The following is a 25,589-nucleotide window of genomic DNA, read 5'->3' as shown; positions in this document are numbered from 1 at the left end:
TGCGTGGGCGACTGCGCGAAGGCCCTGAGGGTCCGCGGTGGCGTGCAGGAGGTGGGTCCGCGTCACCCGACGCCGTGCAGCCGCGCCCGGTTCGGACCCGACATGGTGCAGGTCACGCCCGCGACCCAGACCGACCGGGCCGATCAGTACCGGTCCGGGGTCTCCGCGCAGTCGGCGTCGACGATGGCGCGCATGGCCTCGCCCACGCAGCGGAGCTGCTCGGGCGTGAGGTGGTCGAGGACGAGGGCGCGGACGGACTCGACGTGGCTCGGCGCCGCCTCCTCGATGCGGCGGCGGCCCTCGGGGGTCAGCACGGCGTAGGCGCCGCGGGCGTCGGTCTCGCACGCCTCGCGCTGGACCAGGCCGCGGCTCTCCAGCCGGCGGAACCGGTAGGTCACGTGGGCCTTCGGGACCCGGAGGACCCCGGCCAGCTCACCGAAGCGCAGGCGGTCGTCCGGCGCCTCGGACAGCATCGCGAGGATCGCGTAGTCGTCCACCGAGAGGTCGTGGGCGGCCAGCATGTCCGCGTTCAGGCGGCGGTTCAGGAGCGTGATGGCCGTCACGAGCGCGCGCCAGTGCCGCTGCTCCTCCTCGGAGAGCCACGTGACGTCCTTCTCGGTGGCCTGCATGGACCCACCCTATCCGTTCAATAGTCGGAATTCATACGAGTGGCTCCACCGCCTAGCGGGCCGCGATCCAGAGGAGCGCGAGGGCGGCGGTGAACGCCGTGGCCAGCGCCGCCGCAAGCATGCCACCCAGCAGGGCGAGGGTGGCGAGGCGGGACGGATCCCCTGCCACCGCCACGTCCTCACGTCGCGCCCGCACCGCCAGGACGATCCCCGCGACCGCCACGACGAGCCCCACGACCGGCAGCCCGGTCAGCGCGAGCGCCAGCGCGCAGACCACCACCGCGCGGCGGGCCGAGGGTCGACCGCCGGCCCACATCTCGCGCGCACCGGCGATGACCCCGGCCCGCCCCTCGGGCGCACCCGTCATGGATGTGCCGGGCCCGCGGCGCCCCCGCGCCGGGGGTCGCCCTCGGCCCCGTCGGGCGTCGCCACCGACACGCCGCCGAAGAAGTGGTTGCGGGTCTGCCAGCGGACGACCTCGTAGCCCACGGCGGTGAGCCGGTCGACGTCCTCGTCGGGCAGGTGCGGCTCGACGTGGACGAGGTGGCCGATGCGGTGGGCACGGGGGAGCTCGACCGCCGCCACCGGGTCGAGCCCGCGCAGGATGCCCTCGGCCACGCGCAGGACGGCGCTCGGGATCCGGCTGCCCCCGGCCGCACCCAGGGCTGCCACCACGCCGTCGGGACCCTCGATGACGATCGGCGCCATCATCGAGCCCATCCGCGCCCGGGGCCGCAGCGGGCCGCGCTGCAGATCGACCTCGCCCAGCATCGAGTTCAGCTGCGAGCCGTGGAACCAGTCGCCGGTCCCGAGCCCCAGGCTGGCGGTGACCGCGCACGCCCCGCCGTCGCCGTCCACCACGGCCAGGGACGTCGTGCCGAGGACGTGCTGGGGGAGGGGGCCCTGGACCGCGACGACGGAGAGGAGGGGGTGCTCGTCCAGCGGGCGGCGCGCCAGCGCGTCCAGCCAGTCGGTCAGCGGGGACAGCCCGCGGCGGCTGCGCACGACGTGCCCCCGGACGTCGACCGCCGGCGGGGTGTGGCGCACCGGCCGCATCGCGGCGAGGTCGGCGACGTCGACCCGGGCCCCCGCGGCGGCGCAGCCGCCCGCGCGCGCGCGCCCCAGGCGGCCGGAGTAGAGCACCGACGGCCCGTCATCGGCCAGCTCGTCGAGCACCGGGCCGATGCCGGGGAGCACGACCCGGTCGCCCGTCCCCTTCAGGCGCCCGTCGGCGTGGCGGAACACCGTGCCGCCCACGCCGATGGTCATGACGGGCTCCAGCATCACCAGCAGCGCCTCGTCCTGGGCGCTCAGCTCGACGCCGGAGTCCGCCAGCCGCCGCGCCGGGGCGACGACGTCGGCCCACGGCAGCCGTCCGTGGTCCGCGTGCAGGGCGGCGCAGCCCGCGACCAGGCCGGGCACGCCGAAGGTCGCCCCACCGATCGTGTAGGGCACCCGCTCGTCGGCGAACACGACCTCGGTCTCCGCCGTCCGCCCGCCGTCGGTCACGGCCGGCACGTCGACGAACCCGTCCACGGCGCTGACCCGGCCCTCGGGCGTGGCGTGGATGGCGTGCATCCCGGAGAGGAGCGAGACGACGAGCGGCTCGGCCACGCACGCCGCGAGGGTCATGGCCGCCGCCGCGTCGGCGGCGCTGCCGCCCGCCCGCAGGACGGCCTGGCCGGCCTCGGCCGTGTCAGGGCTGTGCGCGGCGATCCACCCGGTGGCGCTCATGTCAGCTCCGCAGGCTAGACAGCGACGTGCAACGACCACGACATGGGAAGAACTCCCAGACCGTCCGCCACCTCGACCTCGACCAGAGGTCGACGGCACACCTACGTCAGCCGCGCTCGAGGACCAGGCGCGGCCGGGGTGTCTCCTGGCCCAGGTTCGGCCGCACGCCGACGCGGTCGGGGCGGAGCGCCTCACCGCACGCCGAGCAGGCCACCATCGGGGTGGTCTCGGTGTCGCAGCTGCGGCACAGCACCGAGACCGGCGCTGGTCCTCCCAGGTCCTCCCAGCGGTCCCCCCAGGCCATGAGCGCCATCAGGATGCCGAACGCGTCCCGACCCTTCTCGGTGAGGTGGTACTCGTACCGGTCGGGGCCGGTGGCGTACCGGTGGCGCTCGAGGACGCCGTGCTCCACGAGCGAGGAGAGGCGCGTGGACAGGACGTTCCGCGCGATCGGCAGGTCGTCGGCGATCTGGTCGAACCGGGTCAGGCCGTAGACGACGTCCCGCAGGATCAGCGGGGTCCACCACTCGCCGAGCACGTCGAGCGCGCGCGCGATCGAGCACGGGATGTCGTCGAGTCGTCGACGGGTGACCACGCGGACCTCCAGCGGCTGCGTCGGGGTGCGTGACCTCGGCCACGACCTGGGCGAGACTGCAGGTGGTGGATGACCTGCACGGCTGGGTTGCATCATAAGACGCCTCGATGACCTCGTCAGTCCGTTGACGCAACCCTCCGTGGGTCTCATGACGCAACGCCAGAGTGGCCTCACGCAACCCACCGTCCGAGACACCCGTGCCACCCCCACACCCCGAGCCCGAGGACATCGTGGTCCTCTCGTCCGAGCGCGCCGCGCTCGGCGAGGGCATCATCGCGACCGATGCCGGCATCGGGTGGGTGGACATCCCGGCGGCCACCCTGTGGTGGCGTCCGCGTGGGGGAACTCCCCTCGCCCACGTCCTCGACGCCCGTCCCTCGGTGATCCTCGAGGTCCGTGACGACGGGATCCTCGTCGGCGACGAGGAGGGCGTGGCGGTGGTGGACCCGGACGGCCGGGTCACCCGCCTCGCCACCTTCGCCGAGCGCGGCGCCGACGAGCGGGCCAACGACGGCGTCCTGCTCGGCGACGGGACGATCCTCCTCGGCACGATGTCGACCGTCGACCCCGGTGCCCACCCGGGACGCCTGCACCGGCTGGCCGCCGGCGCGTCCGACCTCGAACCGGTCGGCCCGCCCCTCGGGATCCCCAACGCGTTCATCCCCCTCGACGACGGGACCGTGCTGGTCGCCGACTCCCACGTCCCCGCGCTGTGGCGCGTCGACCCCGCCGACGGCACCGCCAGCCCCCACCCCGTGGACGCCCGGCTGCGACCGGGGGCGGCCCCCGACGGCGGCTGCCGCACCGGCGACGCCGCGCTCCTCGCCCTCTGGGATGGCTGGGGCATCGCGGTGCTCGACCTCCCCGCCGGCCGCGTGGCGACCATCCACGACCTACCCGTCCCGCGCCCGACGAACTGCGCCGTCGACCCGGTCACCGGCCGCCTGGTCGTGACGACCGCCAGCGAGGGGCTCGACGCGGCGCAGCTCGCGGACGCCCCGCTGTCGGGTCACGTCCTGTCCATCGCCTGGCCCCCTCCCGGCAGCTGAGGACCCGCACCGCGCGCACAGGCACTGTCCACAGCTGTGGACAACCCTGTGAGCCGTCACCTCACGGCAACCGCACGGCCACCTCGTGACCGGTGAGCGCGCGGCGGCGGCGCCCAACGTCCGCGGCAGTCTGTCACACCCCCTCGCATACTGCACAGCCATGGACCCGAGGAGGTGCGCCGAGCGGTGCTGACGGTCGTCCGCGCGGACAGCGGCGACCGCCTCGCCGACGCCCTGGCGGCCCGGCTGCGCGAGCCGGTCGGCGATCCGCTCGCACCCGAGGAGATCATGGTGCACAGCCGCGGGATGGAGCGGTGGCTCAGCCAGCACCTGTCCCGCCACCTCGGCACCGGTGCGGGCACCACCGGTCCGCGCACCCGTGACGACGGCATCGCGGCCAACCTCCGGTTCCCCTTCCCCGCCGAGGTCGTCCGCCGCGCCGTCCGGGCCGTGGGCGGCCCCGACCCCTCCCACAGCGCCTGGGACCCCGACCGGCTGGTGTGGCAGCTCGTCGCCGTCGGGGAGGACGACGAGGGCCCGTGGACCGATCACGTGCGGGCCCGGATCGCCGACGACCCTGATGCGCGGCTCGCCGTCCTGCGCACCCTCGCCGACCGCTACGACCACTACGCGGTGCACCGTCCCGACCTCGTGCTGCGGTGGCTCGCAGGCGACGACGTCGACGCGGCCGGACAGCCCCTCCCGGCCGCCGACCGCTGGCAGCCGGCGCTCCTCCGCGCCCTCCGCGACCGGGTCGACGAGCCGACCCTCGCGGAGTCCGCGACCGGCGCGGTCGCCGCGCTGGCCACCGCACGCGGACCGCTGCCGGGGCTGCCACCGCGCCTCGCGATGTTCGGCTTCACGGCCCTGCCCGCCACCCACCTCGCGATCCTCGCCGCCACCGCCCGCCTGGTCGACCTGGACCTGTACCTGCTGCACCCCTCGTCGGCCCTGTGGGACCGGTGGGCGGACCTGACCGGGACCCTCGACGCCGCCGGGTTGCCGGTGCTGCCCCTCCGCGCCGACCTGGCCGCCGACACGCCCCGCAACCCGCTGCTGGCCTCCTGGGGACGGGACGCCGCCGAGGTCCAGGTCGTCGTCGCCACCGCCGCGCCGGGGGCGGCCCAGGTCGTGGTCCCGCCGCTCGCCGCTGACCGGCCGGCGTCGGCGCTCCGCCGCCTGCAGCAGTCGATCCGGGACGACGCCGACCCCGGGGAGGGAGGGGCGGTGGCCGTCGACGGCGCCCGCTCGCTGCAGATCCACGCCGCGCCGGGGCGGACCCGCCAGGTCCAGGTGCTGCGTGACGAGCTGCTGCGGCTCCTCGCCGCGGACCCCACCCTCCGGCCTCGCGACGTCATCGTGATGTGCCCGGACGTCGAGGAGTTCGCCCCCCTCGTCAACGCCCACCTCGCCGTCGGCGAGGACGACCCTGACGGCCGTCCTGACCTGCGCGTCCGCCTGGCCGACCGGTCGCTCCGCCAGCTCAACCCGCTGCTGCGGGCCACCGACGACGTCCTCGCGCTGGCCTGCGGCCGGGTCGCCGTGACCGACCTGCTGGACCTGGCCGGCCGCGAGCCGGTCCGCCGCCGCTTCGGCATCGGCCTCGACGACCTCGAGCGGCTGGAGGAGCTGGTCCTCGGGTCCGGGATGCGCTGGGGGCTCGACGCGGCCGACCGGCACCGCGACGGCGTGGTCGAGATGGCCGGCTCCGTCCGAGCGGGGCTCAGCCGGATGCTGCTCGGCGTCGCGATGGCGGACGAGGACCTGCGGACCGTCGGCGCGGTGACGCCGCTCGACGACGTGGACGGTGGCGACGTCGTCCTCGTCGGCCGGTTCGCCGAGCTGTGCGGACGCCTCGCCGACCTGCTGGCGCGGATGCGGACGCCGATGCCGGCGTCGGCCTGGGCGGCCACGCTCGTCGACGTGGCCGACCTCCTGCTGCGCGAACCCGCCGACGAGCCGTGGCAGCGCGCGCAGCTCACCGAGCTGGCCGCACAGGTGGGCGCAGACGCCGGCGACGTCGACGTGCCCGTCACCCTGGCCGAGATCCGCGCGCTGCTGGCCGACCGGCTGAAGGGACAGCCCAGCTGGGCCAACCACCGCACCGGCGACCTGACGGTCTGCACGCTCGTGCCGATGCGGTCGGTCCCGCACCGCGTCGTCTGCCTGCTCGGCATGGACGACGAGGTGTTCCCCCGTCGCACCCGGCCCGCCGCGGACGACCTGCTCGCCCGGCACCCGAGGATCGGCGACCGCGACCCGCGCACCGAGGACCGCCAGCTGCTGCTCGACGCGGTCATGGCCGCCACCGACGCCGTCGTCATCACCTACTCCGGCGTCGACGAGCGCACCGGCGAGCCGCGGCCGCCGTGCGTCCCGGTCGCCGAGCTCGAGCGGGTCCTCGACCGCTGCATCGCCGGTGGCGCGGCCGCCGTCACGACCACCCACCCCCTCAACGCCCACGACCCGCGGGCGTTCACCCCGTCGCGACCCGGCTTCGACCCCCAGGCGCACCGCGCAGCGACCGTCGTCGCGGCCGGCCCGGTCCCCCCGCCCCCGCCGGCGGCGCCGATCGACGTGACCCCACCCGCCGAGGTGGAGCTGGACCGCCTGATCGCGTTCTGCCGCGACCCCGCCGCCCACTTCTACCGGCGCACCGTCGGCGCCTGGGTGCCCGAGGACCCCGAGATCCCCGCGCGCCAGGTGCCGCTGACCGTCAGCGGCCTGGCCGAGTGGGAGCTCGGCGAGGCGCTCCTCTCCCACGACGCGGTGGGGGACGAGGACCTCATCGAGCAGATCGTCAGGGCCATGCGGGGACGGGGCACGCTGCCGCCGACCCCCCTCGACGAGCGGAAGATCGAGAAGGCCGTGGCCAGCGCGGCCGACATCGCCGGCTTCTGCGCCAGGCTCGACGTGCCCGCCCCGGCACACCTCGACGGCGCCGGCCGTCGCGAGATCCGGGCGGTCGTGGGGGACCGCGTGGTGACCGGTGCGGTGGACGACGTCGTCGGGGACCGCCACGTGATGCGGTCCTACTCCAAGGTGAAGGCCAAGCAGATGGTCGCCGCCTGGGTGCGGTTGCTGGCGCTGACCGCCGACGACCCCTCGCGGCCGTGGGAGGTCCTGGTCGTCGGACGCCACGAGCGGGAGAAGCAGGCCTACCGCAACCGCCCCCACGCCGTCCGGTTCCCGCCCCTGGGTGAGGACGAGGGAGCGCGGCGGCGTGCGGCGACGGCGCACCTCGACGACCTCCTGGCCCTCCACGACGCCGGGCTCCGCGAACCGCTCGTCGCGCCGGCTGCCACAGCCGCGGCGTACGCGATCGACCGCGTCATCCGCCGCCGACCGCCCGCCGAGGCCGACGACGCCGCCGCGGCCCGCTGGGACCACCGCGACTTCAGCTTCGACTGCGAATCGGCCAACCCCGCGCACGTCCTCCGCCACGGCGACGTGATCCCCTACGACGCGCTGCGCGGCGAGGCGCCGCGGGACGGCGACGTGCCCCCGGGCCGAGAGCCCGAGCCGCACCGCTTCGGCGCGCTCGCGCTGCGGATCTGGTCGCCGCTGCTCACCCACTGCCGGGCGGTGCGGCCGTAGTGGCGGCACCCACGCCCTTCGACCTCGCCGGCCCGCTGCCGCGCGGGCGGGTGACCCTCGAGGCGTCCGCGGGCACGGGCAAGACCTACGCGATCGTCGGCCTCGCTGCGCGGTACCTGGCCGAGGGGGTGTGCCGGGCGGACGAGCTGCTCGTCGTCACGTTCGCCCGATCGGCGACGCGTGAGCTGCGAACCCGCCTGCTGGCGCGGCTCCACCGCTCCCTCGAGGTGCTGACCGCAGCGGTCGCGGGCGACCTCCCGGACGCCGCCGACCCGGTCGACCGGGTGGTGTGCGACGCCCCCGCCGAGGAGCTGGCCGTCCGCCGCGACCGGCTCGCCCGCGCGGTCGCCGACATCGACCTCGCCACCGTCACCACGATCCACGCCTTCGGCGCCGAGGCGCTCGGCCGCATCGGCGCGGCGGCGACCGGCGAGCTGCTCGAGGACACCGCCGAGCTGGCCGCCGACATCGCCGGCGACCTCTACCTGCGGGCCGTGGCCGAGGACCCCGCCGCGGGCCGGCTGCTTCCCTGGTTCGATCTCAACGGACCGCAGCTGGCGGCGGCGGGGATGGCCGTGGACCCCGTCGACGTGGCCCCCGTCCCGGGCCTCACCAGCCGAGACGGCGTCCGGGCGTGGCTGGCGACAGAGGCCCACCGCGAGGCCGTCGCCCGCACGCGCCGCCAGCGGCTCCACACCCACGACGACCTGCTCGGCGACCTCGCCCGCCGGCTGGCCGACCCCGTGGACGGTCCGGCGGCCGCCCAGCGCGCCGGCGCGCGGTTCCGCGTCGGCCTGGTCGACGAGTTCCAGGACACCGACCCGACCCAGTGGGCGATCCTGTCCGCGCTGTTCGCCGACCCGACCGGCGCCGACGGTCGCGCGCTGGTGCTGGTCGGCGACCCCAAGCAGGCGATCTACGCCTTCCGCGGCGCCGACGTCAACGCCTACCTCACCGCCCGCGGGGATGCCGACGCCACGCAGACGCTCGCCGTGAACCACCGCTCCGACTCGCCGGTCGTGGAGGCCGCGCTGGCGCTCTTCGCCGGCCAGGACCTCGGCCGCGACATCGCCCTGCCACCCGTCACCGCCGCCCACCCGTCCCGCATCGACGGGCTCGACGCGCCCCCGGTCCTGGTCCGCGTCGTCAGCGACGACGCACCCGTCCGACGGACCGACGCGGGGGCCATGCAGGTCACCAGCCTGCGGGCCTTCGTCGCCGCCGACGTCGCAGGCCAGACCGCGGCGCTGCTCGACGCCGGCGCCACCGTCGTCGACCCGGCCCGCGCGGACGGGGCCGACGAGGACGGGCGGCGACCGCTCGGCCCCGACGACATCGCCGTGCTGGTCCGCACCCGGCACCAGGCCGTCCTGGTCCAGCGCGCCCTCGCCAGGGTGGGCATCACGTCGGTGCTCGGCGGCGTCGGGGACGTCCTCGCGTCGCCGGCCGCGCGCGACTGGGTCCACCTCCTGCGGGCCCTCGACCGGCCGTCCTCCGGCGCGGCCGCGCGGTTGGCGGCGCTCAGCCCGCTCATCGGCTGGACGCCGGACCGGGTCGCCACCGCCACCGACGCGGCGTGGGAGTCCCTCCACATCGACCTGCACACCTGGCGGCGGATGCTGCGGACCGACGGCGTGGCCGCGATGTTCCGCCACCTCGCCGGCGCGACCGACCTGTGGGCCCGCCTCCTCGGCCGGCCCGACGGGGAGCGGCGGCTGACCGACCTGACCCACGTCGGCGAGCTGCTCCACGCCCACGCGACCCACGAGGGCAGCGGCCCGACCGGTCTCGTGGCCTGGCTCGAGGCCGGGATGGGCGAGGCCGCCGCCAGCAGCCGCCCGGTGCCGCCGGACCACCTGGCCACACGGCTCGAGCGCGACTCCGGGGCTGTGCGGATCACCACCGTCCACGGCGCGAAGGGTCTCGAGTTCGGCGTCGTCCTGGCCCCGTTCCTGTGGGACGTGGTGGGGCAGCACCCGGTGGCGCTGCGCTACCACGACCACGCGACCGGTCGCCGGCGCCTCTACGTCGGCGACAGCCGCTCGGACGCCTACCACCAGCACAAGGCCATCCACGTCCAGCAGGCCGAGCAGGAGGAGCGGCGCCTCGCCTACGTCGCGGTGACCCGCGCGCGCCACCACCTCCTCACCTGGTGGGCGCCCGCCGAGCGGGCTGCCGAGAGCCCCCTCGGCGCCCTGCTGGGCCGCGACGGCGCGGTGGCCACAGCCGACCAGGCGGTCGCCGCGGTCGAGTCGCTGGCCGCGACCGCGCCGGGGTGCGTCGGGGTCGAGACGGTCGACGCACTGACGCCCGTGGCGGCGGTGGCACCGCCCGCGCCGACCGGGTCGCGACCGGTCCTCGGACGGTTCGACCGGACCATCGACCGCGGCTGGCGGCGGACCTCCTACAGCCGGCTCGTCGGCGACGCGAGCGCCGCCGCCGACGCCGCCGGGGTCCGCGAGGTCGACACGCCGCCAGGGCACGCCCCCGACGACCAGCCCGACGAGGTCGTCGCCCCCGCCGCGGTCGTCGCCGTCCACGCCGACGCCGCACCCGTGCCCCTCAGCGACCTCCGCGGCGGCGCGGACGTCGGGAGCATGGTCCACGCGGTCCTCGAACGGGTCGACTTCGCCGCCGACGACCTCCACGGGGTGCTGCGGCGCGAGGTGGCGCAGCAGGCCGTCGTCCACGCCGTCGACCTCGTCGGCGACGACGGAGACGACGGCGCCGACGTCGTGGCGGCGGCCCTGGCCGCGGCCCTCCGCACCCCCGTCGACGCCGAGGGCGGCTGGTGCCTCGCCGACCTGGATCGCCGCGACCGGATCGACGAGATGGCCTTCGAGCTGCCCCTCCTCGGCGAGGACCGCGCCGAGCAGGTCGACCGCCTGCTCCTCGGCGACATCGCCGACCTGCTGGCCGACCACCTGCCGGCCGGTGACCCGCTGGCCGGCTACCACGTCGCGCTGCGCCGGGCGATGGGCGACGTCGAGCTGCGCGGCTTCCTGGCCGGCTTCGTCGACCTCGTCGCCCGCGTGCCGCGGCAGGACCCGGATGCGGCGCCCACGTTCGTGGTCTGTGACTACAAGACCAACCGCGTCGCCCCGCCCGGCACCGACCCGCTGACCACGGCGCACTTCTCCCCGGCGGCCATGGCGGCGGAGATGCAGGCCGACCACTACCCCCTCCAGGCCCTGCTCTACCAGGTCGCCCTCCACCGCTACCTGCGCTGGCGCCTGACGGGCTACGACCCGGCGGTGCACCTCGACGGGATCGCCTACGCCTTCGTCAGGGGCATGGTCGGCCCGGAGACCCCGGTCACCGACGGCATGCGCCACGGCGTCTTCCGGTGGCGACCACCCGCTGCGCTGATCACCGACCTCGATCGGCTGCTGGCCGAGGGGCGCGACCCGGCCGCGCGGTCCGCCGGCGGGAGGGTCCGATGAGACCGGACGAGCTGGACCCGCACCGCGCCGACGCGTTCGCCGGTCCGCTCCCCGCCTCCCTGCGGGCCTTCAACGACGCCGGCGTCCTGAGCGCCGGGGACATCCACGTCGCGCGCGAGCTCGCCCGGCTGACCGGCACGAGCGACCCCACGGCCCTGCTCGCCGCGGCCTTCGCGGTCAGGGCGCCGCGCTACGGCCACGTCTTCGCCGCGCTCGACCGGCTGGCGGAGACCGTCACCGACGAGGACGGGCGCGCCGTGGACCTCCCGCCGGACGCGTGGCCGAGCGACACCGCCGCGTGGACGCGGGCGGTCGGTGCCTCGCCGCTGGTCACCGGCGGCCCCGAGGGGGTCAGCCCGCTGCACCTGGACGGCACGCACCTGTACCTCGACCGCTACTGGCGCCACGAGCACGCCGTCGCCGACGCGGTCCGCCGGCGGGTGGCCGACGGCGGCTCGGCGGTCGCGCTCGGCCCTGACGGCGTCGGTGCGCTCGAGGGCCTGCTGGGATCGGATCCCGGTCAGCACGCCGCCGCCCGCACGGCGCTCGCCCGCCGCCTCGCGGTGATCTCCGGCGGGCCGGGGACCGGCAAGACCGCGACGGTCGCCGCGCTGGTCGCGGTGGCGCTCAGCCACGGCCGCCGCGCCGACGGCGACCGCCCGCGGGTGGCGATCGCCGCGCCCACGGGGAAGGCCGCCGCGCGGCTGGGCGAAGCGCTCGACCAGGCCGCGACCACCCTCGACCCGGCCCTGGTCGACCCGCAGGTGCTGGCCGAGGTGCGCCCGACCACCCTCCACCGGCTCCTCGGCTGGACGCCCAACCGGACCCGGTTCCGCCACGACGCCCGGTCGCCGCTGCCCCACGACCTGGTCATCGTCGACGAGGTCTCGATGGTGTCCCTCGCGATGCTGGCCCGCCTGCTCGAGGCCGTGCCGCCCACGGCCAACCTCCTGCTGGTCGGCGACCCCGACCAGCTGGCCGCGGTGGAGGCCGGCACCGTCCTCGACGACCTGATCGTCGGGTCGGAGGGGTGGGGGCTCGCCGACGCCGTCGTCCGGCTGGACCGGGGCTACCGCTTCGACGCGGTCATCTCGGGCTTCGCCCAGGCCGTCCGCGCCGGTGACGTGGACGGTGCCATGGCCGCGCTGGACCGGAACCCCGCGGACCTCGCCAGCAGCCGGCTCAGCCTGGTCGTGCCCGACCGGCCGGGGGAGTGGCCGACCCCGACCGGTCCCCTCGCCCCCGTCCAGCAGGTCGTGACCGCGGCGGCCCGCCGGACCGTCGAGCACGCCCTGGCCGGGGACGTCCGCGCCGCGCTCGCGGCCACCCTCGAGGTCGAGGTGCTGTGCGCCCACCGCCGTGGACCCGAGGGGGTGGGGGTGTGGAACGCCGCGATCGAGGGGTGGGTCCACGACCTGCCGTCCTGGCGCCGGCCCGAGTGGTACCCGGGCCGGCCGGTGATGGTCACGTCGAACGACCACGAGCTCGAGGTCTACAACGGCGACATCGGGGTCGTGGTCCGCGGCGGTGATGATCGGCTGCGCATCGCGATCGACCAGCGGCAGGGCCGGCCGATCGAGCACCGGCGCATCTCGGGCATCGAGACCGTGCACGCGATGACGGTGCACAAGAGCCAGGGGTCCGCGTTCGAGCACGTCGTCGTGGTGCTGCCGAGCGACCGCTCACCGGTGATGACCCGCGAGCTGCTGTACACCGCGGTCACCCGCGCCCGGCACGCGGTGACCGTCGTCGCGACCGAGGAGGCCCTCGCACAGGCCATCGCTCGTCCGGTGTCCCGCGCGTCCGCGCTCCCGGAGCGCCTGCGCCGCTGACCCAGCGCCCTCCAAGCGGACGCCAAGCCGTTCCCATGCGGCCGGTCGCACGGTGTCGCCACCACCGACCCGCCCCAGGAGGGACACCGATGCCAGCCACACCCCACCAGCCCGCCGTCGCCGCCGCACACGTCCTCACAGGACGCATCGCCGGCGAGGTCCTGCTCCCCGGCTCCGAGGCCTTCGCCGCCGCCGCGCAGCCGTGGAACACCGCGATCCGCCAGCACCCCGCGCTGATCGTCCGGCCCGCGACCGCGAGCGACGTCGCCCACGCCGTCGTCGCCGCCCGCGACCACCAGCTGCAGGTCGCCGTCATGGCGACCGGGCACGGCGTGGCCCGACCGGCCGACGACTGCCTGCTCGTGGACCTGTCACCCCTCACCGACGTCACCGTGGACGCCGAGGCCCGCACCGCCACCATCGGCGGCGGCACCACGTGGGGACCGGTCCTCGAGGCCGCGCAGCGCCACGGCCTCGCACCGCTCCTCGGCTCCTCACCGGGGGTCGGCGCGGTCGGCTACACCCTCGGCGGCGGCCTCGGCTGGCTGGCCCGCAAGCACGGCCCCAGCGTCGACCGCGTCCGCCGGCTCGAGGTGGTGACCGCCGACGGGGCGGTCGTCGAGGCCTCACCGACCAGCCACCCCGATCTGTTCTGGGCCCTCCGGGGCGGCGGCGGCGCCTTCGGGATCGTCACCGCGATGGAGATCGACCTCGTCGAGGTCACGACGGTCTACGCCGGCAACCTGCTCTACCCCGCCGCGATGGCGCACGACGTGCTCCGCCGCTGGGCGGCGTGGGTGCCCGACCTGCCCGACGAGCTGACGACCTCGGTCGTGCTGATGAACTTCCCGCCCTTCGATGAGGTCCCCGCGCCCCTCCGCGGGCAGTCCTTCGCGATGGTCCGCGGCTGCTGGTGCGGCGACCCGGCCGAGGGGAAGCCGTGGATCGACGCCTGGCGCGCCTGGGCGGAGCCGGCCATGGACCTCTTCGGCCCGATGCCGTTCGCCGAGAGCGCGGCGATCAGCAACGACCCCCTCGACCCGACGCCGGCGGCCTCGACGACCGAGTGGCTCCGCGAACTGTCCGACGAGGTGGTGGACGTGCTCGTCCGCGGGTCGTTCGGCGGGGACGGACCCCCACCGGTCGTGCTCAGCGAGGTCCGACACGTCGGCGGGGTCGTGGCCACGGCGCCTGCGGACGCCGGCGCCTACGGGCACCGCGATGCCGAGCTGCTGCTGTTCGTCCTCGCGGCCGTCCCAGAGCCCGATGCCGCGCGGCACGTCGAGGCGCACCTCCGCGGCCTGCGCGCCCAGCTCGAGCCGTGGGTGACCGGCGGCGCCTACGTGAACTTCACCGAGGGCGCGGCCCGGCGGGACCGGACCCGCCAGGCGTTCGCGGACGACGCCTGGGACCGGTTGCGGCGGGTCAAGGCCGCCTACGACCCGGACGAGGTGTTCCAGCACGCCCTCGACATCCCCCCGGCCCCTCCGTGCGCCACCGGATGAGCCGATCGTGGGGGGTCGGCAGGCAACGCCGACCCCCCACGCCGCTGCGGCGTATCCTCTGCCGGTGCACAGCGGTGGGTGGGACGATCCCACCTTCGAGGTCCTCGGCCCTCTCGTGGTCCGGCGGGGCGGTGATCCGCTCGACGTGGGAGGCCCGAAGCAGCGCGCCCTGCTGCTCGCCCTGCTGATCCGCCCCGGCCAGACCGTCCCCGCCGACCGGCTCGTCGACGACCTGTGGGGCGCGGCGCCGCCGAAGCAGGCGACGGCGTCGCTGCAGGCCTACGTGTCGAACCTCCGGCGGGTCCTCGAACCCCCTCGACCGTCCGGCGCGCCACCCGCCGTCCTGGTCCGTCGCTCCGGCGGCTACGCGCTCGACGTCGACCCCTCCCGGATCGACGCGGTGGCCTTCGCGCGGCTCGTCGACCGGGCACGGGCTGCACGGACCGCTGGGGACGACGAGGCCGCCATCCGCGCGGTCGACGAGGCCCTCGCGCTGTGGCGCGGCGCGCCGCTCGCCGACGTGGCCGACGAGCCGTTCGCGGCCGCCGAGGTCGCGCACCTGTCCGAGCTCCGGCTCCAGGCGATCGAGCTCCGCGCCGAGGCGGCGCTCGCCCGGGGGCGCCACGACCGGGTCGTCGCGGAGCTCGACGTGCTGGTCGCGGCAGATCCGCTCCGCGAACGCCTCCGCGAGCTGCTCGTCGTCGCGCTGTACCGGTCGGGCCGTCAGGCCGATGCGCTGGCCCGCTGCCGCGAGGCGCGCGAGCTGCTGGCCGACGAGCTCGGTCTCGACCCCGGTCCGGAGCTGCGACGCCTGGAGGACCTCGTGCTCCGCCAGGACCCGGCCCTGGACCCACCGCCCCCCGCCACCACGACCACCTCGACGTCCTCCGCCGCCCCGCGTGCGGGAGAGGGGGCCCGCCCCACCGCGCTGGCGGGCAGGGACGACGAGCTGGCCAGGCTCCGCACGGCGTGGACGAGCGCTGCCGGCGGACGAGGCGGCGTGGTCCTCGTCCGCGGCGACGCCGGGATCGGCAAGTCCGGGCTGGTCGAGGCCCTGGCCACGACGGTCCGCGACGGGGGCGGCGACGTCCGCTGGGGGCGATGCTTCGAGACCGAGGGCGCACCCGTCCTGTGGCCCTGGGTGCAGGTCATCCGCAGCCTCGCCGACGACCTGCCCGCGGACGCCCTCCGCACCGCCACCGCAGGCGTCGCGCCCGAGCTCGCGCTCGTCGTCCCGGAGCTGAAGGAGCGGCTGGCCGACCTGCCGCCGCCCGAGCCGGCAGACCCCTCCACCGCCCGGTTCCGCCTCCTGGACGCCATCAGCCGCACCGTCGTCGCGCTCGGCGCGCGCCGTCCGTCGCTCGTGGTGCTCGAGGACCTGCACTGGGCGGACGAATCCTCCCTCGACGCCCTCCGGCTGCTGGCCGGGACGGTGACCTCGGCGGCGGTCCTGGTGGTGGGCACGCACCGGGACGCCACGACCGAGGGCAGCGACGCGCTGGCCACCACCCTCGCGGGACTGGTGCGGGAGCGGGGCGTCACCGTCGTCCCGCTCGACCCGCTCGACCGCGGTGCGCTCGTCGAGCTGGCACGCGACGCACTCGGTCAGGAGCCACCCGCCGACCTGGTGGACGTCCTCCACGCGCGGAGCGAGGGGAACCCGTTCTACGCCCACCAGCTGCTCGCCCTCGGGACCGGCGCGGGCCTGCCGGCGCAGGTGCCCCACGGGGTCCGGGAGATCATCCAACGGCGCGTCGCCGAGCTGCCCGAGCGCACGCGGCAGGTCCTCGAGGCCGCGGCGGTCGTGGGACGTCGCTTCAGCGTCGGCGAGGTGGCCCGTGCCCTCGAGGGGCAGCCCGGTGATGTCCTCGACGCGTTGGATCCGGCTGCCCGCGCGGGACTGGTGTCCCTCGACGAGGGGGTGCTCGGGTACCGCTTCGCCCACGTGCTGGTCCGCGATGCCCTCTACGAGTCGCTGCCCCCCGGTCGGCGCACCCGGCTGCACGCCCGCTTCGGGGAGGTGCTGTCGGACGACGGTGACCGGGTCGTCGAGGTCGCCCACCACTTCGAGCGCGCGGCGGTGCTGGGCTACGCGGACCGGGCCTACGACGCGGCGCTCGAGGCCGCTGACCGCGCCGGCGCCCTGTACGCCTTCACCGACGTCGCGGCGCACCTGGACCCGGCGCTCCGGCTGGCCGGTGACGACCCGCACCGCGAGGTCGAGGTGCGGGCCCGCATGGTGATGCTCCAGGTCATGACCGAGGGGTACACCGGCGAGCGGATCCGCGAGTCGACGCGCCGCGTCCGCGCGCTGGCAGCCCGGACCGGCGAGGCGTCGCAGGCCGACGCGGTCGCCTGGGGCTACTGGGTCGACGCGTGCGTGAGCGCCGACTTCGCCACCGCGCTCGATGCCGCGCGGGAGCACCTGGACCTCGCCCGGCGTGCGGGTGATCCCCGTTCGATCGCCACCGGTGCGCAGATGCTGGGCACGACGTGCTGGCACCAGGGCCGCACCCCGGCGGCCGCCGAGGCGTTCGACGAGTCGATCGCGCAGCTCGACCTGCTCGACGACCGCGAGCTCACCACCTACCCGTTCACCAACGTGGTCCAGACCGCGTTGTGCCACTCCGCGGTCAACCTGTACCTGCTCGACAGGATCCCCGAGGGCCGTGCCCGGCTCGATCGCTGCTACGACCTGGCCCAGCGGTCGAGCCCGTTCGACCGGACCTTCGCCACCCAGGGCATGGCGTACTGGGGGATGCTGACCTGGGACGCGTCGCTGTCACCGCACGCCCCGGCCGCGCAGGAGGTCGCCCGCCACCACGGGTTCCCGCAGCTCGACGCCCTCATCGAGGTGTACCTGGGGTGGTACGAGGCCGGATGGACCGGGATCCCGCCGGGGTCGACCACCTGGTGACGGCCGTCCAGCGGATGTGGGACGTCGGCATGCGCATGCTCCGCGTCCCCTACCAGGGGCACGTCGCCGAGGCGCTCGAAGCCCACGACCGCATCCGCGAGGCGGCGCGCGCGTGCGACGAGGGACTCGCGACGAGCGAGATCACCGGTGAGCGGCTGCACCTGCCCGAGCTCCTCCGCCTCCGCGGCCGGTACGCGGCGTCCCTGGGCGAGGAGTGGCAGCCCTGGCTCGAGCGGGCGATCGCGGTCGCCGACGAGCAGGGCACCACGCGCCTCGCCGCGCTCGCCACCCGCGAGCTGACCGACCTCAGCTGACCGACCTCCAGCTGAACGCCGTCAGCTGACCGGTGTGAAGACCACCACCGCGGCGCCGTGTGCGGCCTCGCGCACGTCGTCGGGGCCGGCGGCGGCGTCCACGCCCAGCTCGGTCCACTCGCCGGGGTACTTCTGCAGGTAGCGGAGGACGGCCTCGTCGAGGGCCTCGCCGCGGGCGAGGACGGCGGTCATCGCCGTCGACCGGCCGGCGAACCGCACCGTCGCCGGGGTCGGCGCGTCGGCCGACAGCCCCCGCCACCACGTCGCGTCCGGGGCGCCGAGCACGATGTGGGCGCCGTCGTGGGTGGCGTAGCGCAGCGTCGTGGGCGGGTCGACCGGCACGTCGCCGAGGGCGGTCAGCAGCATGAACCGCCGCGACATCGTCGGGTGCAGCGGCGTGCGCAGGACGATCGCGATCAGGCGGTGGCGGAGTCGACGCATCGACTGCCGAGCGTAGTCGGATCAGTCCCGTACCAGGTCGATCGCGGTCCCCAGGGCGTCGTCGAACATCGCCTCGGTCAGCCGGCCGGTGAACGTGTTCTGCTGGCTGACGTGGTAGCTCGCCACGAGCGAGAGCCCCGCGACCTCCGCCACCGCGCCGTGCCCGAACGTCGGCTTGGGTGACGGGGCGTCGAGGAACCGCAGCACCGCGTCCCAGCCGATCCGGCCGAGGCACAGGATCGCGCGGGGCGCGAGCAGATCCAGCTCGGCGGCCAGGTAGTCCGCGCAGTTGTGCCGCTCCTCGGCCGTCGGCTTGTTCTTCGGCGGGGCGCAGCGGACCGGCGCGGTGATCCACACGTCGCGCAGGCGGAGCCCGTCGCCGCGGTGGGTCGACGTCGGCTGGTTCGCCAGCCCCGCGCGGTGGAGGGCGGCGTACAGGAAGTCGCCCGAGCGGTCGCCGGTGAACATCCGCCCGGTCCGGTTCGCCCCGTGCGCGGCCGGTGCCAGGCCGACGATCACCAGCGCGGCGTCCGGGTCCCCGAACCCGGGCACCCCGGCCGCCCAGTAGTCCCAGTCCTCGTAGGCGCGCCGCTTGACCCGCCCGACCTCCTCGCGCCAGGCCACCAGCCGCGGGCAGCGCCGACACGTCGACACCGCTCGCGACACCTCGTCGATCGTCGCGTACTCAGGCATCCGCCGCCGCGCGCAGGTAGAGCCAGGCGCCGTAGCCGAGCGCCGCGACGCTGATCAGCCCGCAGACGCCACCCCAGAACCAGTGGGGGAACCAGAGCGCGTCGGCGATGGCGGCGGAGTCCGACCGGCCGACGCCCGCGCCGGTCACCGCGCCGGACGCGAACAGGTACTCGCCGCGGCTGAACACGCTCAAGCCGAGCTGGACGGACAGGAAGACGAGCCACAGCTGCGACCAGCGGTCCTGGGGGACCAGCGCGACCGCGAGCGACACGCCGACAAGGCCGAGGGCCACCAGCCAGCCGACCAGCGAACGGACCCAGAGCGCGGAGGCGACGAGCCCGAGGACGCCGCCGATCAGCAGCGCGAGGCGGGCCGCCCGGGCGGTCCTCCCGAGGGTGAACCCGATGGCGGCGGCGACGGCGGGGCCGACCAGGCCCCCGCCGGCCACCACCGCCCGGTCGATCGCGTCGCCGTCGGTCGCGGTCAGCGCCACGCCGGACGCGTCGCCGAAGACCTGCAGCTGCACGAAGTCGCCGCCGACCAGCAGGGCCGCCAGCCCGTGGCCCATCTCGTGGACGAAGGTCGACACGAGCACCAGGGGGTAGCCGACCAGCTCCCCGCCGGGGATCAGCCACAGCGCCGCGGTCACCACGGCCGACGCCAGCAGCACGCCGCGGGCCTGCTGTGCCCGGACCTGCGCCGGCGTCCGCACGCCGCCCGCGTCCACCACGTCAGCCGTCGTCGACGACGCGGACCACCACGATCGTGATGTTGTCCGGCCCGCCGGCCTCGCGGGCGGCCACGATCACGTCGTCGACGGCGATGTCGAGGGGCCGGTCGTGGACCAGGCGTTCGAGGGTCGCGTCGTCGATGACGCCGTGGACCCCGTCGGAGACCATCACGACCTCGTCGCCGAGTTGGAGGGGGAGGGTCTCGCCGGCCTCCGGTTGGAGGGTCGGCTCGAGGCCGACCGCCTTCAGGATGACCGAGCGCTTCGGGTGGGTCCGCGCCTCCTCCGCCGTGATGTAGCCGGCGTCCACGAGCGCGCCCACGAAGGAGTGGTCAGGCGTCAGCCGGCGCATGGGCTCGTCCCCGCGCTTCAGGTACGCCCGCGTGTCGCCGACCTGGGCGAAGACCATCGTGTGGTCGCACAGGAGGGCGGCTGTGACGGTCGACGCCATCCCCTCCCGCTCGGGCTCGTGGACGGCGCGCTGGTGGATGCGGCTGTTCGCGTCGACGATCGCCGCCATCAGCGCCTCGAGGGCCTGCTCGGGCGCCTCGAAGGTCTGCACGTCGAGGTCGTCGAGGCGCGCCACCAACATGGAGGAGGCGACGTCCCCGGCGTTGTGCCCCCCGACCCCGTCGGCGACGACGAAGAGCCGTTCACCCACCAGGGCACGGTCCTCGTTCCGCTCGCGCACCTTGCCGACGTCCGTGCGCCCAAAGGATTCGATCTTCACGTGGGGACCATCATTACCGGAAACCGCGTGGGGAGGTAGCCACGTCATGAATCCGACCGACTTGGCCGATAGCATCCGGCCGCCACATGCGGGCCTCATCGGACCGGATCTCGGCGCTCGCCAGGATGCCGGTGGCGGATCTGGCGGCGCTCCTCGAGCGGGTGCCCGCCCTGGCGCAGTCCCTCGACGGGGCCGGCCCGCTGGCACCGAGCGCGCACGACCACCGCACGCCGGTCGCACGGACCGACCGGTCCCTGACCCACCTCGGCGTCATGATGGCGTCCTCCAGCGGGATCAGCGCCACCGTGGACGTGCTGAACCGCCTCGAGCGCCAGCTGCTCGTCCTCGCCGCGGTCCACGACGGGGCGGTGTCGCGGGAGGCCGCGGTGGCCGAGGCCGGCGACGCGCGCGAGCTCGACCAGGCCGTGTCGGCGCTCGGCCTGCTGCTGCTGGTCCACGAGCCCTACGACGAGGGGGAGTGGCTCGTCCTGCGACCGGGCGTCATGCGGCACGTGCCGCTGCCGGGCATGCGGATCTACTCCGCGCTGTCGAACCTGTCGATGTCCGACCTCGACGTGCTGCTCCAGCGCCTCGGCGCCGAGGAGATCCCCTACGGCCACGAGGACCGACGTCGGCTGGTCGGGGCGCTCCTGCGCCGCCCGTCGGTGGCCGAGGGGCTGTACGAGCGGCTCGATCCCGACCTGCGCCGGACCCTCGACCTGCTGGTGGACCACGGCAGCCAGCGCGTCGCCGACCTCGGCCTGCCGCCCTTCGACCCCTGGGACCGCCGCGGCGGCCCGTTGCACACCCTGGTGCAGCACGGCCTGGCCGGGGTCGACCTCCACGCCCAGCGGGCCTTCAGCTGGCTGGACCTCCGCGTCGGGCTGCGCGGACGCCTCTTCGACGACTGGCCGCTCCACCCGCCGCGGGTGGAGCCGGCGCCGCTGCACGACCCCGGGCCGGGTACCCCCCGCGTGGTGCGGCGGCTGCACCTGCTCCTCGAGCACTGGGCGACCGAGCCGGTCCCCGCCCTCGCGTCGGGCGGCATCGGCGTCCGCGGGATCCGCGCGGCGGCCAAGGGCTTCGGCGTCGACCCGGGTGACGTCGGGCTGCTGACGCACCTGGCGATCGACCTCGGCCTGCTGGGTGAGACCGACGACGACCGCTGGGCGCCGACCCCGGCTGCCGCCGACTTCGCGGCTGACCCGCCGGCCCGCCAGTGGGCCGCCCTGGTCGCGGCGTGGCGGGACGCCACGACCGTCGACGAGAAGGCCGGGCTGCCGAACCGCTGGGACGGCGACGTGGTCTGGCCGCCGCCGCAGGTGCACCGCGACGCGGTCCTCGACGTCCTCGCCGCGCTCGAGGAGGGGACCGGCGTCGACCCGGGCACGCTGGCCGACCTGTGCGCCTGGCGCTACCCCGAGTCCCTCGGCCCGGACGGCGCGGACGCCATCGTCCAGGCGCTGCGCCTGCTCGACCTGGTGCCGGCCGACGGGGCGGTGGGGCTCACGGCGATGGCCCGCGCCCTGCGCCGCGGCGGGGTGGCCGAGGTGGAGCGGGTCATGGGCCCGGTCGCCGAGGAGGTCGTCGTCCAGGCCGACCACTCCGTCATCGCCCCGCCGGGCCTGGCACCCCGCGTCGCCGCGGAGCTCGCCGCGATCGCCGAGCTCGAGTCCGACGCCGGCGCCCAGATCTGGCGGATCACCGCGGCGAAGGTCGGCGAGGCCATGGCCGACGGCCGGACGCGCGACCAGATCGTCGACTTCCTGACCTCGGCCTCCTCGGTCCCGCCCCCCGCCAACGTGCTGGTCACCGTGGACGACGTGGCCGCCCGCCACGGTCGGCTGCGCGCGGGCACGATCGGGTCGTACCTGCGCGGGGATGACCCGGCGGACCTCACGGCAGCTGCGGCGGTGTCCGGGGCGAAGCTGCGGGTGCTCAGCCCGACGGTCGCGGTCAGCCCGCTGAGCCGCGACGCGTTGATCGCCGCGCTGCGGGGGCGCGGCCTGCTCGCGGTGGCCGAGGACGCCGGCGGCGCGACGCTGCCGCCGCGGCGGTCGGTCGGCCAGGCGCTCGAGGGGACGGGGATCCCCGAGTCGGTCGACGCGGTGCCGCCGGACCCCTTCGAGCTGGCCCAGGAGCTGCAGGCCGAGGGGCTGCGCCGGACGTGACCGACCCCCTGAACCCCCTGATCGTGCAGGCGGACATGACCGTGCTGCTCGAGACGTCGTCGCCGAAGGCGGCCGACGCCCGCGGCGAGCTGTCCCGGTTCGCCGAGCTCGTCCGGGCGCCCGAGCACATCCACACCTACCGGATCACCCCGCTGACGCTGTGGAACGCCGCGGCGGCCGGGCTGTCCGCGGACGAGGCGGTCCGGACGCTCACGTCGCTGGCCAAGTTCGCGCCGCCGCCAGCGGTGATCGCCGAGGTGGGCGAGCAGATCAGCCGCTACGGCCGGCTCCGGCTGGTGCGGGACTTCGACTCCGGCGGGCTGGCGCTGACGACGGACGAGCCGGCGCTGCTCGACACCCTGGCCGAGCCGCTGGGTGACCTGCTCGGCGAACGGCTGGACGGCAACCGCTACGCCGTGCGGATCGGTGACCGGGGGGCGTTGAAGCGGACCCTCGTCGGGCTGGGGTGGCCGCCGGCTGACGAGGCGGGGTACGCCGACGGCGCGGCGCTGCAGATCGACCTGACCGCGACGCCCCGGCCCTACCAGGGCGACGCGGTCCAGGCCTGGTGGGCCGACGGGTCCGCCGCCGGCGGCAACGGCGTGCTGGTCCTGCCCTGCGGGGCCGGCAAGACGGTGATCGGGCTGGCGGCGATGGTGCAGGCGGGCACCCGGACGCTGGTGATCGCCACGTCGGTGTCCGCCGCGCGGCAGTGGATCGCGGAGGCGCTCGACAAGACCGACCTGACCCCGGATGACGTGGGGGAGTACTCCGGGCAGCGCAAGGAGGCCAAGCCGCTGACCGTGGCGACCTACCAGATCCTCACCTGGCGTCAGCCCGGTGTGGCGGAGGACGCCGACGAGGAGCTCGCCCACCCCCACCTGTCCCTGCTCGACCGCGAGCCGTGGGGCCTGATCGTCTACGACGAGGTCCACCTGCTGCCCGCCCCGGTGTTCCGCGCGACGGCCCGGATCCAGGCCATCCGCCGGCTGGGCCTGACCGCGACGCTGGTCCGCGAGGACGGGCGGGAGGAGGACGTGTTCAGCCTGATCGGGCCGAAGCGGTACGACGCGCCGTGGAAGGAGCTCGAGGCCCAGGGCTGGATCGCCCCGGCGGTGTGCACCGAGGTCCGGGTCGACCTGTCCGAGGACCTCCGGATGCAGTACGCCTCGGCCCCCCAGCAGCGGCGGTACCGGCTGGCGTCGACCGCCCCGGCGAAGCTCAAGGCGGTCGACCGGATCATGGACCGCCACCGCGACGACCGGGTGCTGGTCATCGGGCAGTACCTCGACCAGCTCAAGCAGGTCGCCGCGCACCTCGACGCGCCGCTGGTGACCGGGCAGACCTCGCAGGCGGTCAGGGAGGAGCGGTTCGCCGCGTTCCGCGACGGCGACCTCGACGTGCTGGTGGTGTCGAAGATCGCGAACTTCTCCATCGACCTGCCCGAGGCCAACGTCGCCATCCAGCTGTCCGGCGCGTTCGGGTCCCGCCAGGAGGAGGCCCAGCGCCTCGGCCGGATCATCCGCCCCAAGGCGGACGGCGGGCAGGCGCACTTCTACACCGTCGTCGCGCGGGAGACGATCGACGCCACCTTCGCCGCCAACCGCCAGCGCTTCCTCACCGAGCAGGGCTACACCTACGACATCGTGGACGTCACCCAGCTCTGAGCGAGGGTCTGTCGGCTTCGTTGGAGCGCCGGGATAAACCGGCATGGAGGAGGAGATGGAAACGCTCTACACCGAAGGGGTAGCGACCCGCGGTGGCCCCGAGTCATGCGTGGACGTCTGTGAGGGCGTTGGCGAAGCGTTGACAGGGGTAGGTGCAGGCTGGGCTATTGAGCCGCGAAATCGACTTTCGGGTGCCGACGTTGTCAACGAGTGCGGAAGGCCACATCGCCAACAGCGTTATCGCGAGCTGTGGGTGGACCCGGCGCGGTCGGAGATCCTGTGCATGTACCGAGCCTCCATGTGCGAGAACCGGGAGATCCCGTGTCCGCCCGTCGCGAAGGTTGCGGTGGGCCGTCTGGAGAACACTGAGGTGGTACGTCCAGGATGAACGGGCATGGGAAGTCTGACAGCCCCGTAGTACCTGCGAAGCTGCCGAACAACGCCGGGCGACCGGTTGCGGAGGTGGTGGAGGGAAGGGGGCTGCCTGAGGGGAACGTGGACAGGTCAGCACGTCCCGCACACAGCGGCGGAACAGGCGTGTCACAGGGCTTGGATCGCGTACGCCAGGCAGCGCGTAGTGACAAGACGATGCGGTTCACCGCGTTGTTGCATCATGTGGACGTGGCCCGTCTGCGGGCGGCCTATCGGGCGATCAACCCGAGGGCTGCAGTCGGGGTGGATCAGGTCACATGGCAACAGTACGGCCAGGACCTCCAGGCCAACCTGGAAGATCTCCATGGTCGGGTGCATCGGGGAAGTTTCAGGGCGGCACCATCTCGGCGGGTGTACATACCCAAGTCTGACGGGCGGTTGCGGCCGCTTGGTATCGCGTCGTTGGAGGACAAGATCGTCCAGCGTGCGGTCGTTGAGGTGCTCAACGCGGTCTATGAGACGGATTTCGTCGGCTTCTCCTATGGGTTTCGGCCTGGGCGCGGCCCCCATGACGGGTTGGACGCGCTCGCGGTCGGGCTCACACGCACGAAGGTGAACTGGGTGCTTGATGCGGACATCCGTAGCTTCTTCACCGAGATCGATCGGGAGTGGATGTTGCGGTTCGTGGAGCACCGGATCGCTGACAAGAGGGTCCTGCGGCTTCATCCGCAAGTGGTTGGACGCAGGGATCATCGAGGATGGCAACTGGTCAGACGAGGGCAAGGGCACACCGCAAGGAGCGTCACTTTCGCCGCTGCTCGCCAACGTGTACCTACACCACGTCTTCGACTTGTGGGCCAAGGCGTGGCGGAACCAGCATGCGAACGGCGACATGATCATCGTGCGGTATGCCGATGACGTCGTTGTTGGGTTCCAACGCGAACGTGACGCACGACGCTTCCAGGGTGAGCTTCGGCAACGGCTTGCGAAGTTCGGTCTGGAGCTGGCAGAGGACAAGACTCGGCTGATCGAGTTCGGACGGTTCGGTAGCGTTGTCAACCGTTGACCTGTGCAACGCGCAGGTCGAACCCGATGGTGTTGGCGGGGCGTAGGTGGTGGGTCAGGTCGGTCCAGGCGGGATGCCGGAAGAGGCGGGCGGTCAGGACGGTG

The 25,589-nt window shown here is 75.0% G+C and carries 18 protein-coding genes and 1 pseudogene; 11 read left to right on the top strand and 8 right to left on the bottom strand.

Features of this window, described 5'->3' with window-relative positions; all coding sequences use genetic code 11:
• Nucleotides 1–143: 143 nt before the first annotated feature.
• The 4 genes from ACEQ2X_RS21885 to ACEQ2X_RS21870 all read right to left on the bottom strand — a co-directional run bounded on the left by ACEQ2X_RS21885 (nucleotide 144) and on the right by ACEQ2X_RS21870 (nucleotide 2,958).
• Nucleotides 144–629, bottom strand: a complete 486-nt coding sequence (locus tag ACEQ2X_RS21885) for a MarR family winged helix-turn-helix transcriptional regulator (RefSeq protein ID WP_370328004.1) — start codon at nucleotides 627–629, stop codon at nucleotides 144–146.
• 52 nt (nucleotides 630–681) lie between these two features.
• Nucleotides 682–996, bottom strand: coding sequence for a hypothetical protein (locus ACEQ2X_RS21880; RefSeq protein ID WP_370328003.1), 315 nt, complete (start codon nucleotides 994–996; stop codon nucleotides 682–684).
• Nucleotides 993–2,363: a gamma-glutamyltransferase gene (locus tag ACEQ2X_RS21875; protein WP_370328002.1), complete on the bottom strand. Its 1,371-nt coding sequence runs from the start codon at nucleotides 2,361–2,363 to the stop codon at nucleotides 993–995. Before ACEQ2X_RS21875 ends, ACEQ2X_RS21880 begins: the two co-directional genes overlap by 4 nt.
• Nucleotides 2,364–2,469: 106 nt before the next feature.
• Nucleotides 2,470–2,958 (bottom strand): winged helix-turn-helix transcriptional regulator, encoded by a 489-nt coding sequence (locus ACEQ2X_RS21870; protein ID WP_370328001.1) that lies wholly within the window; start codon nucleotides 2,956–2,958, stop codon nucleotides 2,470–2,472.
• A gap of 197 nt (nucleotides 2,959–3,155) precedes the next feature.
• Between ACEQ2X_RS21870 and ACEQ2X_RS21865 the strand changes: the two genes are divergently transcribed.
• The 7 genes from ACEQ2X_RS21865 (at nucleotide 3,156) to ACEQ2X_RS21835 (ending at nucleotide 17,615) form a co-directional block, all read left to right on the top strand.
• Nucleotides 3,156–4,007, top strand: a complete 852-nt coding sequence (locus ACEQ2X_RS21865; RefSeq protein WP_370328000.1) for an SMP-30/gluconolactonase/LRE family protein — start codon at nucleotides 3,156–3,158, stop codon at nucleotides 4,005–4,007.
• A 186-nt stretch (nucleotides 4,008–4,193) separates the two neighbouring features.
• A complete protein-coding gene (gene recC, locus ACEQ2X_RS21860; protein ID WP_372530583.1) occupies nucleotides 4,194–7,604 on the top strand; it encodes an exodeoxyribonuclease V subunit gamma in 3,411 nt (1,136 codons plus the stop codon).
• Nucleotides 7,604–11,047 carry a UvrD-helicase domain-containing protein gene (locus ACEQ2X_RS21855; protein ID WP_370327998.1) on the top strand — a complete coding sequence of 1,148 codons (3,444 nt, stop codon included), beginning with the start codon at nucleotides 7,604–7,606 and terminating at the stop codon, nucleotides 11,045–11,047. Before recC ends, ACEQ2X_RS21855 begins: the two co-directional genes overlap by 1 nt.
• On the top strand, nucleotides 11,044–12,879 hold the full coding sequence (gene recD, locus ACEQ2X_RS21850) for an exodeoxyribonuclease V subunit alpha (RefSeq protein WP_370327997.1): 1,836 nt from the start codon (nucleotides 11,044–11,046) through the stop codon (nucleotides 12,877–12,879). The genes ACEQ2X_RS21855 and recD overlap by 4 nt, the downstream gene beginning before the upstream one ends.
• Before the next feature lie 89 nt (nucleotides 12,880–12,968).
• Entirely contained in the window at nucleotides 12,969–14,384 is a 1,416-nt protein-coding gene (locus tag ACEQ2X_RS21845; protein WP_370327996.1) for an FAD-binding oxidoreductase, read from the top strand.
• Nucleotides 14,385–14,448: 64 nt separating this feature from the next.
• Nucleotides 14,449–17,301 carry a BTAD domain-containing putative transcriptional regulator gene (locus tag ACEQ2X_RS21840; RefSeq protein ID WP_370327995.1) on the top strand — a complete coding sequence of 951 codons (2,853 nt, stop codon included), beginning with the start codon at nucleotides 14,449–14,451 and terminating at the stop codon, nucleotides 17,299–17,301.
• On the top strand, nucleotides 17,265–17,615 hold the full coding sequence (locus ACEQ2X_RS21835) for a hypothetical protein (RefSeq protein WP_370327994.1): 351 nt from the start codon (nucleotides 17,265–17,267) through the stop codon (nucleotides 17,613–17,615). Before ACEQ2X_RS21840 ends, ACEQ2X_RS21835 begins: the two co-directional genes overlap by 37 nt.
• A 21-nt stretch (nucleotides 17,616–17,636) precedes the next feature.
• Here ACEQ2X_RS21835 and ACEQ2X_RS21830 read toward each other — a convergent pair whose 3' ends face one another.
• From ACEQ2X_RS21830 to ACEQ2X_RS21815, 4 genes are read right to left on the bottom strand one after another with little or no spacing between them, the layout of a single operon-like run.
• Entirely contained in the window at nucleotides 17,637–18,056 is a 420-nt protein-coding gene (locus tag ACEQ2X_RS21830) for a hypothetical protein (protein ID WP_370327993.1), read from the bottom strand.
• A 21-nt stretch (nucleotides 18,057–18,077) separates the two neighbouring features.
• The gene (locus tag ACEQ2X_RS21825) at nucleotides 18,078–18,749 is read right to left on the bottom strand and encodes a uracil-DNA glycosylase (RefSeq protein WP_370327992.1); all 672 of its coding nucleotides are present in this window, start codon (nucleotides 18,747–18,749) and stop codon (nucleotides 18,078–18,080) included.
• Complete coding sequence (locus ACEQ2X_RS21820) at nucleotides 18,742–19,479, bottom strand: M50 family metallopeptidase (RefSeq protein ID WP_370327991.1); 738 nt, start codon at nucleotides 19,477–19,479, stop codon at nucleotides 18,742–18,744. Before ACEQ2X_RS21820 ends, ACEQ2X_RS21825 begins: the two co-directional genes overlap by 8 nt.
• A gap of 1 nt (nucleotide 19,480) precedes the next feature.
• Nucleotides 19,481–20,209, bottom strand: coding sequence for a PP2C family serine/threonine-protein phosphatase (locus ACEQ2X_RS21815; RefSeq protein WP_370327990.1), 729 nt, complete (start codon nucleotides 20,207–20,209; stop codon nucleotides 19,481–19,483).
• 86 nt (nucleotides 20,210–20,295) lie between these two features.
• Here ACEQ2X_RS21815 and ACEQ2X_RS21810 point away from each other — a divergent pair, with 86 nt between their 5' ends.
• The 4 genes and pseudogenes from ACEQ2X_RS21810 (at nucleotide 20,296) to ACEQ2X_RS21795 (ending at nucleotide 25,485) form a co-directional block, all read left to right on the top strand.
• Nucleotides 20,296–22,380, top strand: a complete 2,085-nt coding sequence (locus ACEQ2X_RS21810) for a helicase-associated domain-containing protein (RefSeq protein WP_370327989.1) — start codon at nucleotides 20,296–20,298, stop codon at nucleotides 22,378–22,380.
• 35 nt (nucleotides 22,381–22,415) lie between these two features.
• Nucleotides 22,416–24,047, top strand: coding sequence for a DNA repair helicase XPB (locus ACEQ2X_RS21805; protein ID WP_370328038.1), 1,632 nt, complete (start codon nucleotides 22,416–22,418; stop codon nucleotides 24,045–24,047).
• A gap of 384 nt (nucleotides 24,048–24,431) precedes the next feature.
• Nucleotides 24,432–25,070: pseudogene (locus ACEQ2X_RS21800) on the top strand (reverse transcriptase domain-containing protein); the annotation flags it as partial.
• An 85-nt stretch (nucleotides 25,071–25,155) separates the two neighbouring features.
• Complete coding sequence (locus tag ACEQ2X_RS21795; RefSeq protein WP_370327988.1) at nucleotides 25,156–25,485, top strand: reverse transcriptase/maturase family protein; 330 nt, start codon at nucleotides 25,156–25,158, stop codon at nucleotides 25,483–25,485.
• Nucleotides 25,486–25,589: the final 104 nt, after the last annotated feature.

The organism is Euzebya sp. (assembly GCF_964222135.1).
Taxonomy (GTDB): Bacteria; Actinomycetota; Nitriliruptoria; order Euzebyales; family Euzebyaceae; genus Euzebya.
Note: the sequence above shows the minus strand (reverse complement) of the source record. Positions and strands in the feature narration are given on the sequence as shown.